The following is a 13251-nucleotide window of genomic DNA, read 5'->3' as shown; positions in this document are numbered from 1 at the left end:
CCTGGGCCGCACCGGCGGGCCTCCTCGGTGGTCAGGACCGGACGGCCCCGGCGGCCTATTCTGGACGGGGGTCACGATGCCAGGGGAGTCGCCATGGCTACGACCAGATGGTTCTTCGAGCCCGGGCACACCGGCGCCGAATTCCGGGCCCGGCACATGATGGTCACCCACGTCCGCGGAGCCCTCAAGAACGTGCAGGGGTCGCTGGAGGCCGACCCGGACGCGCCGGAGACGGCGCGGGTCGAGGCGACGGTCGACGCCACGCAGGTGTACACCGGGCAGCCCCAGCGCGACGAGCACCTGCGGAGCGCCGACTTCTTCGACGCCGAGCACCATCCGACCTGGACGTTCACCGGGACGCAGGTCCGGCAGCTGAGCCCGACGGACTTCCTGCTCACCGGAGACCTCACCGTGCGGGGCGTGACGCGGCCCGTGACGTTCGACGTGACGTACCTGGGGCAGTGGGACACCCCCTGGTGGGAGGACGGGCGCGACCTCGGGCCCCGGCGGCGTGCCGGGTTCTGCGCCACCGCGCGCATCAACCGGCACGACTTCGGCGTCAGTTGGAACGACACCGTCGACCGGGGCGGGGTGGTCGTCGGGGACATGATCGACGTGACGGTCGACGTCGAGGCCGTGCGCGAGAGCTAGGCGTCCGCCGGAGCCGGAGCCGGAGCCGGAGCCGGAGCCGGAGCCGGAGCCGGAGCCGGAGCCGGGGCGGGGACCAGGCCGTCGGCCACCAGGCCCGCGAGGACGGCCTCGCCCAGGGCGTGCACCGCCGACTGCGGGCGGACCATGACCGTGAACTCCTTGATCAGCCCCTCCTCGTCCAGATGCAGCAGATCGATGCCGTGGATCTCCCGGCCCCCCACCGTGGCCCGGAAGAGCAGGACCGCCGACGCGGCGTCCGTGCCGTCGGCACTCGTCCGCGTCGTGCCGTCGAGGCGCCCGACGTAGCGGAAGTCCTCGAAGACCCGCAGCAGGACCCCGAACAGCCCCAGCACCGTCTCCGGGCCCTCGAACGGCTGGAACTTCACCGGGCTGTAGAGGCGGACGTCCTCGGTGAACAGCCCCTCCAGGCCGGTGACGTCGCCGCCCTCCACGGCGGCACGGAAGCGGTCCGCTGCTGACACTGCCGTCACGGCTCCTCCTCGGTACTCATCATTCTGACTATTCAAATTTATGAGTACCATGCCCCCGGGATCCGTGAACAGAGGGGAGCCACCCATGGCCCTGCGCCACGCCGTCCTGGCCGCGCTGCTCAACGAGGAGCTGAGCGGCTACCAGCTCGCCAAGGCGTTCGACACGGGAGTGGCGAACTTCTGGCACGCGCTGCCGCAGCAGCTCTACGCCGAGCTGACCAGGCTGGAGAACGACGGGCTGATCACCGGCCGGGAGGTCGTGCAGGACACCCGGCCCACCAAGCGCCTGTTCCGCGTCACCGACGCCGGAACCGCCGAGATGGAACGGTTCACGGCGGCCGCCACCAAGCCCTCCTTCATCCGCGACGACCTGCTCGTCAAGGTCCAGGCCGCCGACCACGTCGACACCGGCGAGCTGATCGCCCAGCTCACCGAACGGGCGGCCTTCGCCCGGGCCAAGGTCGAGCTGTTCGGCTCGCTGCTGCACACGATGCGCGGCGACCGCACCGAGGACGAGTACCTGCGCCACGGCGAACGGATCGGCCCCTACCTCACCTGTCTGCGCGGCCTCGCCTTCGAGCAGGAGAACCGCGACTGGTGCGAGCGCAGCGTGGCGATCCTGAACGAGAGGCGGTCGGCCCGTGCCCGGGCGTGAGTACGTGCGCTACGTCGCCCTGGGCGACAGCCAGACCGAGGGCCTGGGCGACCCGGACGACGCCGACCGTCCCCGCGGCTGGGCCGACCGGCTCGCCGCCGGCCATCTCGCCCCGCACAACCCCGGCCTCCTGTACGCCAATCTGGCCGTGCGCGGCCGCCTCGCCGGGCAGGTCCGCGACGAACAGCTCGCCGCCGCCCTCGCCCTCCGCCCCGACCTGGCCACCGTCGTCGCCGGCGTCAACGACCTGCTGCGGCCGCGCTTCGACGCCGACGAGGTCGCCGGGCACCTGGAGGCGATGTTCGCCGCGCTCACCGCGCAGGGGGCCCGCGTCGCGACCCTCACCTTCCCCGACGTCGCACGGATCACCCCGCTCGCCCGCCCCCTCGGCCCCCGCGTCAGCGCCCTCAACCACCGCATCCGCCGCGCCGCACACCGGCACGGGGTCGTCGTCGCCGAGACCACCCACCACCCCGTCGTGACCGACCCCCGCCTGTGGAGCCCGGACCGGCTGCACGCCGGCCCCCTCGGCCACGAGCGGATCGCGGCCGCCGTCGCCCACGCCCTCGGCCTGCCCGGCAGCGACGACTCCTGGACGCACCCCCTGCCGCCCCCGGCCGCACCCTCCGCACGGTGGCGCAGTGCCGCCGGGGAGGCCCGCTGGGCCGCCGCCTTCCTCGGGCCCTGGCTCGTCCGCCGCCTGCGCGGCCGCTCCTCGGGCGACGGCCGTACGGCCAAGCGCCCCGGGCTCCTGCCCGTCGCGCATCTTCCGCCGGGGCTGGCTACGGTGGACGGGAAGAACGGGAAGAGCGCGCACCCGAAGTCGCCGTAATTCCGGTACCGCACCGGAGCCACGCCGAAAGGGGTCGACGATGTCGCTTCTCATCTCGGTGGTCGCCGCGTCCATGGCCATCGTCTCGCCCACGGGGGGCATGGCCGCCCAAGGGCTCGTCGTCGACGGTCGGTTCAGTGCCGCCGACGGGGGAACGCACCGGGCGGTGACGTTCGACGGGACGGCCGTCCCGGCCGGCAGCCGTGTCGCGGTGACCGAGCGCACCTCGTACGACGGCACGCGCGTCGAGCTGCGGATCAGCGGGGTGCAGGCGAACCGGACGTTCGGGGCCCACGTGCACACCCAGGCGTGCGGCAGCACGCCCGACGCCTCCGGGCCGCACTACCAGAACGTCAAGGACCCCAAGCAGCCCTCGACCGACCCGCAGTACGCCAACGCGCAGAACGAGGTGTGGCTGGACTTCACCACCGACGCGCGCGGCGACGGCGGCGCGGTGAGCACGGTGCAGTGGAGCTTCCGCGCCGGCGAGGCCCGTTCCGTGGTCGTCCACGAGCACGCCACCGAGACCGGGCCCGGGCACGCCGGCATGGCCGGGGCCCGGCTGGCCTGCGTCAACGTGCCCTTTGAGTGACGGACGTCACGCGCGCTTCTCGAACGGGCCCGGCACCGGGAAGTAGCCCTCCAGGAACGGTGCGATGAGCGCGTTCGTCCGCTCCATGTCCTCCGCCGTCGACACCGTGTCGTTGATGCAGAAGACGTCCATGTCCCGGTGGGCCAGCAGCCGGTTGAGGCGGCGCGAGGTGTTCGGGTGCGCCAGGTCCATGTAGACGTAGCGCATCTCGGACGGTATGGCCCGGGCCTGGTGGTACGCGTAGTAGTGGTGCAGCGAGGAGGCGACCGACAGGTCCTCGGGGCTGCGGAACCGGGCGGCGGCGGTGGCCTTGTGGGCGTCCGCGTACCGCTCCTCTATCTCGGCGAGCACGCTGCGGCTCAGCGCGTGCGGCACGTGCCGCATCTTCTGCGTGAAGGTGGTGGAGAAGCCCTCCTCGACCAGCGCGCGGTTGTTCTTCGCCGCGGCCGCCACCGGCGGGTCGGCCGGGTCGTGGGCGCCCAGCGGGATCAGCGCGGGGGAGGGGAAGAACTTCGTCAGCCCGTTGGAGAGGAAGAACGTGTGCGGCGTCAGCGGGCTGCCGAGGAAGACGTCGTCGTTGAAGTACAGGAAGTGCTCGGACAGGCCCTCGATGTGGTGCAGCTGGCTCTCGATGGCGTGCGAGTTGAACGTCGGCAGGGCGTTCGGGTCGGAGAAGATCTGCTTGTGGCTGACCACGCGGATGCCGGGGTGCGAGGTGTCCAGCCACTCGGGCGTCTGGTCGTCGGTGACCAGGTAGACCGTGCGCACCCAGGGCGCGTACTGGTGCAGGGAGCGCAGGGAGTACTTCAGCTCGTCGCGGCTGAGGTAGCGGGCGTCGTTCGCCGCCTCCTCGTGGCGCGTCTCGGCGCCGCCCGCGTCCCGCTGGGCCTGCGCGCGGCGCGCGGCCCACACCGGGTCGCTGCCGTCGACCCAGGTGTAGACGACGTCGATGGGGAACGTGATGTCCTGCGGGAGGCGCAGGGTCAGCTCCGGGCGGGTGCTGACCGTACGGCGCGCCCCGTCGCGGGCGCTCGCGTCCGCGTCCACCGTGTGCCCCAGCGGGCCCGTGAAGAGCTCCACCGGCGCCTCGACCGGCTCCGCGAAGGCGGGCACCTCCTCGACCACGCCGTTGCGGCGCGGGGCCACGAGCAGCGGGCCGTGTGGGCCCTCCTCGCGCGCCCAGAACTGGATGTCGCAGCCGTGCTCCTGGCCGAGGACCAGTGTCCCGTCGCCGGTGGTGCGGAACCATGTGACGCGGGTGACGTCGCTCTTCTCCACCTGGCGCCAGGTGCCGGGCACGAAGCCGGGCAGTGGCTGGCCGGGGACGCCGTCGCGGCCCACGGGCGCCACGTAGCCGGGTATGTGCCCGCACAGGCGGGCGAGGTGGTGCAGCACCCGGCGCCGGTCGGCGGCGGCCACCGCGATCGCGGGCGTGGTGCCGGCGCTCGCGTGGCGCACGCAGAAGTGGGCGATGCCCGCGTCCTCCAGCGTGGAGCACAGCAGGGTGAGGGTGTCGGCGCGGGTGCCGTGCGGGGTGAGGGCCGGGTCGACCAGGGCTATGTGCGCCTTGCCGTCCACCAGGACGACCCGGGGGAGGGCCGCGTCCAGGTGGCCGGCGTAGCGGCGCTGGAGCCGGCGGCCGCGGATCTTCTGGCGGCGCTGCTGGAGGTCGAGCGAGTTGGCCATGTGCTGCATGAGCGCGCCGCGGGTCTCGACGGACACGCGCTGGGCGATCGCCCGGCGGGCGCTCTCCGGCAGGACCCTGCGGTACGCCTTGACCAGCCCGGACTTCTCGGGGTTGGCGCGCTGGGCGGGGGTGCGGGGAGCCGTCTGGCCCGCCGGGGGAGTACCTGCGGCGGCAGGTATGTCCGCGCCGCGGGAGGGCGGGGTCGACGGCTCGCGTGACATGATCGTTTCAACCCCTCGGTCGTCCTGTATGGGCGCCCTTCCGTACTCCCGGGTACCCCGGGAACCCTTCAGAACAGCACGTCACCAGCCCGACAGTGAACCCGGCGGCGCCGGAAAACAGAGAGTTAAGTAACTACCAGAGATTTTTACCCGGAAGCAATCTCTCGCATGCCCGCAAAGCGGGACCAATGCCAGCAGTGCCGGGGGCCGGACGGCGCCGTGCGCGCCCCTCACCCCCAAGGGTCGCATCACGCCCGGGCAGCCCTGAAACGGACGCGGCAATTCCGGGCGGCGTGTGGGGAAGCTCACCCGGGGGTGAAAGGGGCTGTCGGCCGTGCCCCCGGGGCGGTACGGTGCCTGCCACCCCGGCACGGCGGAACCACGGGCGGAACCACGGCGGACATACGCCCGGAACCGGCCGCACCCAGGCCGAAGATCGACTCATCGTCGGCCGCACGCGTGCCGGAGATCCGTTTACCCTGTTTGGGTGTACTTCCAGATCATGACTCCCGGGGCCCGGCGGAGCCCGCGCGACGATTCCGGCCCCGCGCCGGCGGCGAACGGACGCGGGGTACGCCCGTGACCGCGCCCCGTCACGCCCTGCGCGTGATCAAGAAGTCCGCACGCATCGCGCTGCGCCGCAGCCCGGTCATGAAGGTCGGTGCGACGGTGCGCCGCCGGGCCGCCTCCGGCCTCGCCACGGGACGCAGCACGCTCGTCGACTCCGTCCTCATGCCCGCCGCCCACGGCTCCGCGGCGCGCGTGCAGTACGCCGCCGTCCTCGACGGCCACACCCTCAACCTCAACGCCGCGCTGCCCTCCGGCACGCCCGCCGACCGCGGCGCCCACGTGCTCCTGGTCAGCGGCTCCACCCGCCTGCGGGCCGAGGCCCGGCTCCGGCAGGACGCCGACGGCCGCACCACCGCCGAGGCGACCGTCCTGCTCGGCGAGGAGATCGGCGGCCTGCCCCTGGGCACCGGCCGCTGGACCCTCGGCCTGGAGCTCGACGGCGACACCGCGCCCGTACGGCTGCGCCTGCTCGGCGACGGCCCGCCCGACTACGCCGGCCCCACCCGCGCCCTGGCCACCTGCCCGCGCACCGGCCGCCGGCACCGCCTCGGCCTCACCCCCGCCGGAGCGCTGCGGCTCACCGTCGCCGCACCGCTGCCCCGCGCGGAGGTCCTGCGCATCGAGCGCTCCTTCACCGGCGCCAAGCTGCTCTTCGCGCTCTACGGGCCCGCCGCCGGCACCGCCGGCGACCCGCGCCCCGCCGTCGAGCTCGTCGACCAGCAGCGCCGCCGGCTCCTGCACCACGACGCCGAGCCGCTGCCCGGCGACGACACCGCGTGGCGGGTCACCCTGCCGCTGGGCCGGCTCCTCGCCGGCACCTCCGGCCGCCAGACCCTCTCGCTCCGCCTCGTGCCCGGCCCCCGCGGCGCCAAGCCGCTCGACCTCGGCCGCCACGAGCACGACCTGAACGCCCCCCGCAAGGTCCTCACCCCGCCCGCCTTCACCGTGCGGACGGAGACCGGCGCGTTCATCCAGGTCAAACCCCAGTACACCCGCCGCGGCGCGCTCCAGCTCGTCTGCACCCCGAGCAGCCTCGGGAGCACCTGAGGCAACCGAGCACCGAGCCAACCCGTCTAGACCACCGAGGCCACCGCACCCGGACCGCCGCACACTTCGAAGGCCGCACGTGAAAATCACCTTTCTGCTGACCTCCGCCGACACCATGGGCGGCACCGAACGCGCCACCATGACGCTCGCCGAGCTGCTCGCCCGGCACCACGAGGTGGAGATCCTGAGCGTCTTCCGCACCCGCGGCGAGTCGTTCTTCGACAGCGGCACGGTGCGCGTGCGCAACCTCGTCGACAAGCGCGGCCAGCAGCGCCCCGTGCGCAGCGCCCCCGCCGGCGGCCCCGACCTCACCGCGGCGCACAAGCGCCTCGCCGCCACCCCCAGCGCCCTCGTGCGCCCCGAGTGGGAGTCCGCCTTCAACCGGCTGACCGACCTGGAGCTCACCGAGGCGCTGCGCACCATCGACGCCGACGTGCTCATCTCCACCACCCCGGCGCTCATGGCCTACATGGCCCAGCTCGCGCCCCGGCACGTCCTCACCGTCCACCTGGACCACCGCGTCTCGGAGCTGCGCGGCACCTCCGGCGAGCCGCTGCGCATGTTCACCTCGGCCATCGACGGGCTGGTCTCGCTCACCGAGCGCACCCGCGACTGGTTCGCCGAGACCCTCGGCGACTGCGCCCCGCGCCTGGCCACCATCGGCAACGCCCTGCCCGACGGCTACCGCCCGCGCTCCACCCTGGAGACCCGCACCGTCGTCCTCGGCGCCCGCCTGGCCTCCGAGAAGCAGATCGAGCACGCCATCCGCGCCTTCGCCACCGCCGCCGCCGACCGGCCGCGCTGGACCCTGCGCGTCCTCGGCGACGGCCCCCGCATGCGCGCCCTCAAGGGCATCGCCGGCCAGTTCGGCGTCGCCGACCAGGTGCAGCTCGTCGGCAGCACCCCCAACATGACCGAGGAATGGGCCAAGGCGTCCATCGCCATGCTCACCTCGCGCGTCGAGGCGTTCGGGCTCGTCCTCGTCGAGGCCCAGGCCGCCGGCGTGCCCGTCATCGCCTACGACTGCCCCAACGGCCCCGCCGAGATCCTCACCGACGGCCACGACGGCCTCCTCGTCCCCCTCGGCGACGAGGGCGAGCTCGCCGCCGCCCTCGCCCGCCTGATGGACGACGACGCCCTCCGGCACGAGATGGGCGCCGCCGCCCTCAAGACCTCCACCCGCTTCACCGACGGCGAGGTCGCCCAGAAGTGGGACGAGCTCCTGGAGGAGCTCGCCGCCCACCGCGACAGCGGCAGCCGCGACGCCGACAAGGCCGTCCGCCGCACCCTGCAGGCCGCGGCCGACGCCCAGGGCGGCATCGTCGGAGCGGCCGTGCCCAAGGGCGTCGACCGCCCCCAGGCCGGCGTCGCCGACAAGGCGCACGAGGTGCGCATCGAGGCGGCCCGCCCCGACGTCCGCCGGGCCGGCGGCCAGATCTGCCTCGTCCGCGAGGACACCACCCCCTTCGAGGTGATGCGGGACAACCTCGACCTCGCGGTCGACGTCCTGGAGTCCCTCGACATCCCCTACGTCCTCACCGACACCCCGCAGCTGCGCCACACCCTCACCGTCGACGGCGCCCAGCGCGACGCCTTCCTCAAGGACTTCGCCGAGCGCTACCGCGACGAGCCGGTCTACGCGGGCCTGCTCAACGAGCGCGGCGCCGTCCTGCGCACCGTCCTCGCCGCGGTCCTCACCCCCGCCTCGCTGCCGGCCGGCTGCACCGCCGTGCGCGTCTTCCGGCCCGTCCTCACCGGCCGCGGCCAGCTGCGCGTCAGCGGCGTCTACGGCTGCGACGTCGCCTTCTGGCGCGACACCGAGGACGACGAGAGCACCGTCACCATCCCCGGCGGCACCCGCTACGGCGCCACCCTGCCGCGCACCGAGCTGGCCCGCACCGCCCGCAAGAGCGTCGGTGGTGAGCGCGAGTACAGCACCGTCGAGGCGTACACCAAGACCTTCGTCGACCAGGTCGACTTCCCCATCGACGTCGTCTACACGTGGGTCGACGGCACCGACCCGGAGTGGCTCGCCCGCAAGGAGCGCACGCAGGCCGAGCACGGCATCCTGGCCGCCGCCTCCGCCGGCAGCTCCGCCCGCTTCCGCAGCCGCGACGAACTGCGCTACTCCCTGCGCTCCCTGGACCTGCACGCCCCCTGGGTGCGCAACATCTACCTCGTCACCGACGACCAGGTGCCCGAGTGGCTCGACACCGACCACCCGCGGGTCCGCGTGGTCAGCCACCGCGAGATCTTCGGCGACACCGGCCGCCTGCCCTCGTACAACTCGCACGCCATCGAGAGCCGGCTGCACCGCATCGAGGGCCTGGCCGAGCACGTCCTGTACTTCAACGACGACGTCTTCCTCGGCCGTCCGATGCAGCCCGAGTCGTTCTTCCTCGGCAGCGGCCTGGCCAAGTGCTTCGTCTCGCCCACCGCCGTGCCGGCCGGCGACCCGTCGCTCGACAGCGACCTCGTCTTCGCCGCCGCCAAGAACAACCGCGCCCTGATCGAGCGGGAGTTCGGCAAGACGGTCGCCAACACCTTCCTGCACGCGCCGCACCCGCTGCGCCGCAGCACGCTGGAGGAGATCGAGGAGCGCTTCGCCGAGGAGGTCGCCCTCACGGCCGGCGCGCAGTTCCGCGCCCGCACGGACCTCGCGATCACCTCGTCGCTGCACCACTGGTACGGCATGTTCACCGGCCGCAGCGTCCCCAGCGGCATCAGCTCGGCCTTCGTCAACGTCGGCCTGCGCGAGCACCACGTCCGGCTGCACCGCCTGCTGGCGGCCCGCTCCCACGACGTGTTCTGCATCAACGACTACCACGACGGCGACGTGCCGGAGGACGAGCAGGCCGACGCCCTGGCCGTCTTCCTGGCAAGCTACTTCCCCGTCGCCTCGCAGTACGAGAAGGGTTCGGTCCGCAACAGCCGCCTCGCCCACGGGGCACGGTGACGGGGGTGGCGGGCCCCAGCAGAAGGAGCGTGCTCGCGGCCATGCTCGCGCTCGGCGTCGCCGGCTGCACCGCCTCCGGCGGTGAGAAGCCCAAGCCCTCCGCCCCGGCCGCCGCGCCGCGGGCGGAGGTCTCCGCCCGCAAGGACGGCACTGCCGGCGCCGTCACCCTGCAGGTCGTCGCCCACCCCGACGACGACCTGTACTTCATGAACCCCGACGTCCACCAGTCGATCGACGCCAACCACCGTGTGGTCAGCGTCTACCTGACCAGTGGCGAGGCCGACGGCCGCAACAACGTGCCCGGGCAGAAGGTGAAGCCCCAGCCGGACTTCGGCGGCTACGCCGGCTCCCGCCAGCAGGGACTGCGCCAGGCGTATTCCCTGATGGCGACCGGCAAGCCGCTGGCCGAGTGGAAGCGCACCACCCTCGACCTGCCCGGCGGCTGGAAGGCCGAGACCGACAGCCTCGTCGACCACCCCGGCGTCACCCTCGTCTTCCTCGGCGTGGCCCAGCACACCGCGGACCAGCCCGGCTCCGACGTACGCCTGCAGAAGCTGTGGGCGGACCCGCAGGCCGTCGGCCGCACCCGCGTGGCCACCGGCTCGACCGTGCGCGAGTCCAGCCCCGTCACCGGCGCCGGCGTCGTCGACGCACTGGCCAACGTGCTGGAGCGGTTCAAGCCGACGCTGGTGCGCACCATGGACCCGGACCCGGACGCGCAGATCCACGACGCCACCAACCGCAAGCACCACGACCAGCCCGGCTTCTCCGACCACCCGGACCACACGGCCGCCGCGCAGTTCACCTACGCGGCGCTCGACCGCTACAAGGGCCCGGGCGGCGGCAAGCACTTCACCGTCACCGCCTACCGCGGCTACTACAACGAGCGCTGGCCGTTCAACCTCACCCCGGCCGCGGTGCGCGACAAGGGCAACGTGCTCAACGCCTACGGCGGCTCCCCGGAGTTCGGCTGCGGCTTCGCCGCGGGCTGCGGCGACTACGACGTCGGCCGCGACCGCAGCTACGGCACGGGCTGGCTGCAGAGCACCGTCCACCGCTACCCCGGCACCACGACGTGGCTGCAGCAGGGCCCCGACGGCCGCCTCACCGCGTTCGGCGTGCTCGACCGGCAGGCCGCGATGTGGACCGAGACCGCCCCCGGCAGCGGCCGCTTCGACGGCCCGAAGCTGCTCGGCGGCGGCCCCCTCATGCCGCACCTGGCGGTCTCCCGGACCAAGGACGGCCGCTGGCAACTGTTCGGCGAGCGCATCGCCGGGCTCGGTCACGCACCGGAGAGCAACCGCCGCGAGATCGTGACCGTGGAGCAGGAACGTTCCGGTGGGGGATTCGGCACCTGGACCTCCCTCGGCACGCCCGACGCCGACCCGGCACGCGACCGCCTCACGGGCGCGCCCGTGGTGGCGCGCAACGCCGACGGCAGCGCCCAGGTGTTCGCACGCAACGCGGCCAAGGGCGTGAGCACCAGACGGCAGGCGCCCGACGGCAGCTGGAGCGAGTGGAAGGTGCTCGCCGACGCGGCGCCCGGCGGTCTGGGCCCCGAGTCCGACGAGCCGGACCACGCGCCGCGGCGCGACGCCTCCGGCAACTCCGGCTCCGGCGGCCTCGGCGGCCTCGCCGAGGGCCCCCGCAGCGGCCCCGGCGCGAAGGCCGGCTCGGGCGGCGGCCCGGACGAGGTGCAGGAGGGCCTCAGCGCGGTCACCGACAAGGACGGCCGCATCCACGTGGTCGGCTCCGGCCACGGCACCATCCTGCACTGGGCCCAGGAGAGGCCCAACGGCGAGCTCACCCCGTCCTACGACGGCCGCCTGCCCACCCCGGCCGACCCGCCCACGCTCCTCGCCCAGCCCGACGGTTCGCTGCTGCTGACCTACCGCGAGCCGAAGACGTCCAAGCCCCTGGCCTTCCGCCTGCCCGACGCCGTCGGCAACCAGTGGCAGCCGGTCCACCTCGGCCTCGCGGGCCGCGGCTACGGCGCGATGGCCCTGGCCGGCGACCCGGCGGACCCGTCACGCGCGGTCCTGGTGACCCGCAACAGCTCGGGCACCCTGAGCGCCAGCGCCATCGGCGCGGGCGCCAAGCAGCGCTGGTCGACCTTCGGCACCCACATGGTGGGTCCGCCGTCGGTCGCGGTGGACGCCAAGAAGCGACTGGTCGCGGCTTCGCTCACGCCGGAGGGGACGCTGCAGTCGGGGCGGCTGGAGTTGAAGTAGCGGGTGTGTACAAAGGGGTTGGCCCCCACCACGGGAGTGGTGGGGGCCAACCCCTTCTTCATGACGCCGGTCAGGACCCGGCGGGCCAGACCGCCCGGCCGTCGGCGAGGCTGCCCTTGCCGTCACCGGCGTACCAGCGCAGGTCGCCGCGGCCCCAGCGGGCGAGAAGGTCGCCCTTGCCGTCGCCGTTGAAGTCGCCGCCCAAAACGAGCTGCATGGTGTCCCAGCTGGCGTCGCGCCACAGGTCACGGGCGTTGTCGAACGAGCCCTTGCCGTTGCCGGCGTACAGGTGGAGCTGGCCGTTGGCCGCGACCGCGGCGACGTCGTCGCGCCCGTCACCGTTGAAGTCCCCGGTGGCGATGCGCTTCTTGGTCCACGTCTTGTCGCGCCACATCTCCTTGCGTGAACCGCCGCTGAGCGTACCGTCGGGGGCGGGGGAGTAGGCCATGAGTGTGCCGTCGTCCCACTGGGCGATCAGACCGTCGCGGTTCCAGCCGTCACCCCTGTAACGGGTCACGAGCGGGATCTTGCCCCAGGACTTGTCACCCCAGGCGGCCTTGCCGTCGGCGAGCTTGCCGTTGTCCTGCCCGGCGTAGAGGTGCATGCCGCCGTCGTAGCCGATGGCGAGGACGTCGGCTTTGCCGTCGCCGTTGAAGTCACCACCGATGATCTGCTTCTTGCCGTCCCAGGTCTTGTCGCGCCACAGATCGCGCCCGTACTCGAACGTCCCGTCCGGCCCGGCGTAGAACGCGTGCAGCGAGCCGTCCTTGAGCACGGCGGCGATGTCGGTGCGGCCGTCGTTGTTGAAGTCGGCGGTGGTGATGACGTTGGTGAGCTGGTCGGTCCTGCCGGTGAGGCGGAGTTGTGCGATCCAGTGGGCGATGTCGTCGACGCGGGTGCTCGTGGCGTCCTTGCGGGTCTCGCTCTCGTCGGTGCCGAAGCAGCCGCCCTGCCAGGAGCCGGTGTTGATGGCGGCGAGCTCGACGGCGCCGTCCTTCTCGCGGAAGGCGGGACCGCCGGTGTCGCCCTTGCACAAGGCGGCGTCCGCGGACTTGCCGGTGAGCTCCAGCGTGGCGCCGGAGACGGCGCCGATACCGAAGTCGGCGGTGTGCAGCAGGTCGGGGGCCCACTCGTCCTTGGTGCGGCCGTAGCCCGTGACGCGCAGGTCCTCGCCCTTGCGGGGCTCGTAACCCGAGATGTTCACGGGAGCGACGCCGGTGACGGGCTTGGCGAGCTTGACCATGACCAGGTCGCGGTCGCCGCGCGGGACGAGCTCGACGGCGTCGGCCGTGGTGCCGGTCTCGCGGGTGAGGTCGGT

Annotated in this window: 10 protein-coding genes; 7 read left to right on the top strand and 3 right to left on the bottom strand. The window is 73.3% G+C overall.

The annotated features are described in order from the left end of the window. Positions 1-93: 93 nt before the first annotated feature. The gene (locus LE181_RS21675) at positions 94-651 is read left to right on the top strand and encodes a YceI family protein (RefSeq protein ID WP_225663001.1); all 558 of its coding nucleotides are present in this window, start codon (positions 94-96) and stop codon (positions 649-651) included. On the opposite strand, the gene LE181_RS21670 is transcribed toward LE181_RS21675, so the two are convergent. Continuing rightward, positions 648-1133 carry a nuclear transport factor 2 family protein gene (locus LE181_RS21670; RefSeq protein WP_225663195.1) on the bottom strand — a complete coding sequence of 162 codons (486 nt, stop codon included), beginning with the start codon at positions 1131-1133 and terminating at the stop codon, positions 648-650. The two genes, LE181_RS21675 and LE181_RS21670, sit on opposite strands and share 4 nt — an antisense overlap. Positions 1134-1227: 94 nt before the next feature. Between LE181_RS21670 and LE181_RS21665 the strand changes: the two genes are divergently transcribed. From LE181_RS21665 to LE181_RS21655, 3 genes are read left to right on the top strand one after another with little or no spacing between them, the layout of a single operon-like run. Next, positions 1228-1797 carry a PadR family transcriptional regulator gene (locus LE181_RS21665; protein WP_225663000.1) on the top strand — a complete coding sequence of 190 codons (570 nt, stop codon included), beginning with the start codon at positions 1228-1230 and terminating at the stop codon, positions 1795-1797. Next, the gene (locus tag LE181_RS21660; RefSeq protein ID WP_225662998.1) at positions 1784-2629 is read left to right on the top strand and encodes an SGNH/GDSL hydrolase family protein; all 846 of its coding nucleotides are present in this window, start codon (positions 1784-1786) and stop codon (positions 2627-2629) included. The genes LE181_RS21665 and LE181_RS21660 overlap by 14 nt, the downstream gene beginning before the upstream one ends. Before the next feature lie 40 nt (positions 2630-2669). Then, positions 2670-3221 carry a superoxide dismutase family protein gene (locus LE181_RS21655; protein WP_225662991.1) on the top strand — a complete coding sequence of 184 codons (552 nt, stop codon included), beginning with the start codon at positions 2670-2672 and terminating at the stop codon, positions 3219-3221. A gap of 6 nt (positions 3222-3227) precedes the next feature. On the opposite strand, the gene LE181_RS21650 is transcribed toward LE181_RS21655, so the two are convergent. Beyond that, on the bottom strand, positions 3228-5129 hold the full coding sequence (locus tag LE181_RS21650) for a stealth family protein (protein ID WP_225662986.1): 1902 nt from the start codon (positions 5127-5129) through the stop codon (positions 3228-3230). A 579-nt stretch (positions 5130-5708) separates the two neighbouring features. Here LE181_RS21650 and LE181_RS21645 point away from each other — a divergent pair. From LE181_RS21645 to LE181_RS21635, 3 genes are all read left to right on the top strand, one after another. Beyond that, positions 5709-6746: a hypothetical protein gene (locus tag LE181_RS21645; protein ID WP_225663204.1), complete on the top strand. Its 1038-nt coding sequence runs from the start codon at positions 5709-5711 to the stop codon at positions 6744-6746. A gap of 79 nt (positions 6747-6825) precedes the next feature. Continuing rightward, entirely contained in the window at positions 6826-9702 is a 2877-nt protein-coding gene (locus LE181_RS21640) for a stealth family protein (protein ID WP_225662985.1), read from the top strand. A gap of 41 nt (positions 9703-9743) precedes the next feature. Then, positions 9744-11933, top strand: a complete 2190-nt coding sequence (locus tag LE181_RS21635) for a PIG-L family deacetylase (protein WP_225662984.1) — start codon at positions 9744-9746, stop codon at positions 11931-11933. Between the two features lie 70 nt (positions 11934-12003). On the opposite strand, the gene LE181_RS21630 is transcribed toward LE181_RS21635, so the two are convergent. Continuing rightward, positions 12004-13251 (bottom strand): FG-GAP-like repeat-containing protein (locus LE181_RS21630; RefSeq protein ID WP_225662983.1); only part of this gene is annotated, 1248 nt, incomplete at its 5' end.

This window comes from Streptomyces sichuanensis, from assembly GCF_020328095.1.
In the GTDB taxonomy this organism is placed as follows: Bacteria; Actinomycetota; Actinomycetes; order Streptomycetales; family Streptomycetaceae; genus Streptomyces; species Streptomyces cinnamoneus.
The sequence above is the reverse complement of the archived record's forward strand: the minus strand, read 5'-3'. Positions and strand labels throughout refer to the sequence as shown.

Coding starts and splice junctions, on each gene's coding strand:
- LE181_RS21665 (WP_225663000.1), top strand. CDS start 1,228: ATGGCCCTGCGCCACGCCGTCCTGGCCGCGCTGCTCAACGAGGAGCTG.
- LE181_RS21635 (WP_225662984.1), top strand. CDS start 9,744: ATGCTCGCGCTCGGCGTCGCCGGCTGCACCGCCTCCGGCGGTGAGAAG.
- LE181_RS21650 (WP_225662986.1), bottom strand. CDS start 5,129: ATGTCACGCGAGCCGTCGACCCCGCCCTCCCGCGGCGCGGACATACCT.
- LE181_RS21675 (WP_225663001.1), top strand. CDS start 94: ATGGCTACGACCAGATGGTTCTTCGAGCCCGGGCACACCGGCGCCGAA.
- LE181_RS21655 (WP_225662991.1), top strand. CDS start 2,670: ATGTCGCTTCTCATCTCGGTGGTCGCCGCGTCCATGGCCATCGTCTCG.